Source organism: Sellimonas catena (assembly GCF_027924685.1).
GTDB lineage: Bacteria > Bacillota > Clostridia > Lachnospirales > Lachnospiraceae > Sellimonas > Sellimonas catena.
On sequence record NZ_BSBO01000082.1, the window covers coordinates 1 to 2,180 of the forward strand.

General features: G+C 43.9%; 2 protein-coding genes. Both read left to right on the forward strand.

Annotation, left to right across the window (positions count from 1 at the left end):
- Positions 1-166 precede the first annotated feature (166 nt).
- Positions 167-748: a hypothetical protein gene (locus tag Selli1_RS18070; protein ID WP_204864275.1), complete on the forward strand. Its 582-nt coding sequence runs from the start codon at positions 167-169 to the stop codon at positions 746-748.
- Positions 735-2,033 carry an ISAs1 family transposase gene (locus Selli1_RS18075; RefSeq protein WP_281874476.1) on the forward strand — a complete coding sequence of 433 codons (1,299 nt, stop codon included), beginning with the start codon at positions 735-737 and terminating at the stop codon, positions 2,031-2,033. The genes Selli1_RS18070 and Selli1_RS18075 overlap by 14 nt, the downstream gene beginning before the upstream one ends.
- The last annotated feature ends 147 nt before the right edge of the window (positions 2,034-2,180 follow it).

Below are 2,180 nucleotides of genomic sequence, written 5' to 3' on the forward strand. Positions count from 1 at the left end.
CAGGGTTGTTTCATGAATGATTTTTAAAAGTATAAATCGATCTGATTTTATCGAGGGTTATATATGCTATACATCAGTATATGTAATCCTCGACTTTTTGTTCGAGTAGAGGTATAATGTCTTATATAGTATAGGTATATTCCACCTATGCAGGAAGGAGGATTTTATGCCGGTAACTGAAAAGAAATATCCAGAGTGGGTCCAAAAATATCGGACCAGAGGAACTACAGTAAAGAAAAAAGGGGATTCCTATTATCTTTATAAAAGGACTTCCCGGCGCGTGAAAGGGAAAAAATATCCACAGCCAGTCGATACTTATATCGGTGTGATTACTCCGAATGGAGTGATACAAAGTAACAAAAAGAAAGTTTCTCTGACGGATGCGGAAGTTTGGGAGTACGGCTTTTCGAAAGCCGTCTGGGAATTATGCCCGGATGATTGGAAAAAACCATTAGGCGATGACTGGGAAGATGTCCTCTCCATCATTCTTTTCAAACAGTCCCCAACATCTTATATCCAACGAACCAGAACAATCAAAAAAGAATCGGATTTCCGCTATCAGTTTGCAGCCCAGACAGCCTCCCTGTCGCGACGGATTTATAAAACGTGTGGTGTCGGGCTGGAAGAGCTGCATCAGCTGGAGACCATCTATCTGATATGTCTTGGCAAAACCGAAATCATTTCCAGAATTCATGAAGAACAGCGGGAACTCCTGAGAAAAATACAGGTGGCATTTGATATGTGCTGAAAGAGAATTCCGAACGGCCCCGCTGATCTATTACTTTAGACAGATTCCGGATTATCGGTGTGGCAGGGAGAAAAAGCATGACCTTGCAGAAATGTTGGTGTGTGTCACGATCGGATTTCTTTGTGGCAGAACAACCATCCGCAGGAGTCTGAACTGGTGCAGGAACCATATAGAATGGCTGCGGAAGCACCTGGAACTGAAAAACGGGATTGCCTCTCCGTCAACGATCAGCCGGATGTTGAGCGGGATTGATGAAGAACTGGCCGTGTATATTTTCATGGAATGGATTGGTGAAATCGTAGATTCGAAGAATACCCATCTGGCTGTTGACGGGAAAGCCCTTTGTGGCGCAACAGAAAAAACAAAAAATGCAGACGTTCCCATGCTTCTGAACGCAGTGGAAACAGTCCGGGGATTGATCCTGGCGCAGCTTCCCATAGACTCAAAGACCAATGAAATTACAGCAATCCCTAAATTGTTAAAACTACTGGATATCAGCGGAAGCACCGTAACGATCGATGCTATCGGTACCCAGACCGCAATCATGAATCAGATCCATGAACAGGGCGGGCATTTTGTCCTGACAGTAAAGAATAACCAGCCAGAGGCCTGCGAAGAAATTCATGCAGTCATGGACCGGTTAGAAAGGGAAACTGCAAAAAAGAAAAAAGGAGAACGTCTGGATCCGGTATTGAGGGAGAGCCTAAAAAACTATGAAGAAGTCAGCCGGACAGAAAAGAACCGCGACCGATATGAACACAGGACTTATCAGATATGCGGAGATGTGTCATGGCTGACAAAGAGTCAGGAAGAATGGAACATGGTGAAAAGTATCGGACGAATCAAGCAGGTAAGAGTACCGGTAGAAAGAGACAAAGAGGGGAATGATATTACGCCGTCATTGGAAGAATTCTTAAAGAAAGGTTCGATGAGAGCCCCGGTTCCGTCTGCGGCAGAAGGAACAGGAAAAGACATCCAGTGTACCGCAATGATATCAGACCTGACCCTTACCGCAGAGAAACTGGGAAGCATTAAAAGAATGCACTGGTCAATAGAGAACCGGCTCCACCATGTATTGGACGATACGTTCAGGGAAGACCGTTCGCCTGCAAAAAAATCCCGAAACAACCTGGCATTAATCAGAAAATATGCGTATAATATCCTGCGCCTGTCAATGCTCGAAGCCGGCATGACAAACATTATGACAGAAATGATGGATTGTTTTTGTGACAATGCCGTCCTGCGAGAACAGTATGTGTTTCAAGGCATAACCGGTTTGTATTGACTATATATAAAGAATAGCTCTAAAAAAAGGCAATGTAAAGAGAAGAGGGGGGAATTTGCGCTTTTTTTCGTATTAAGCTCAACAGAACCGATATAGGAAAATAATTTCAGGTATAGTCCGGTCTGAGTTGTTCATGAAACAACCCTG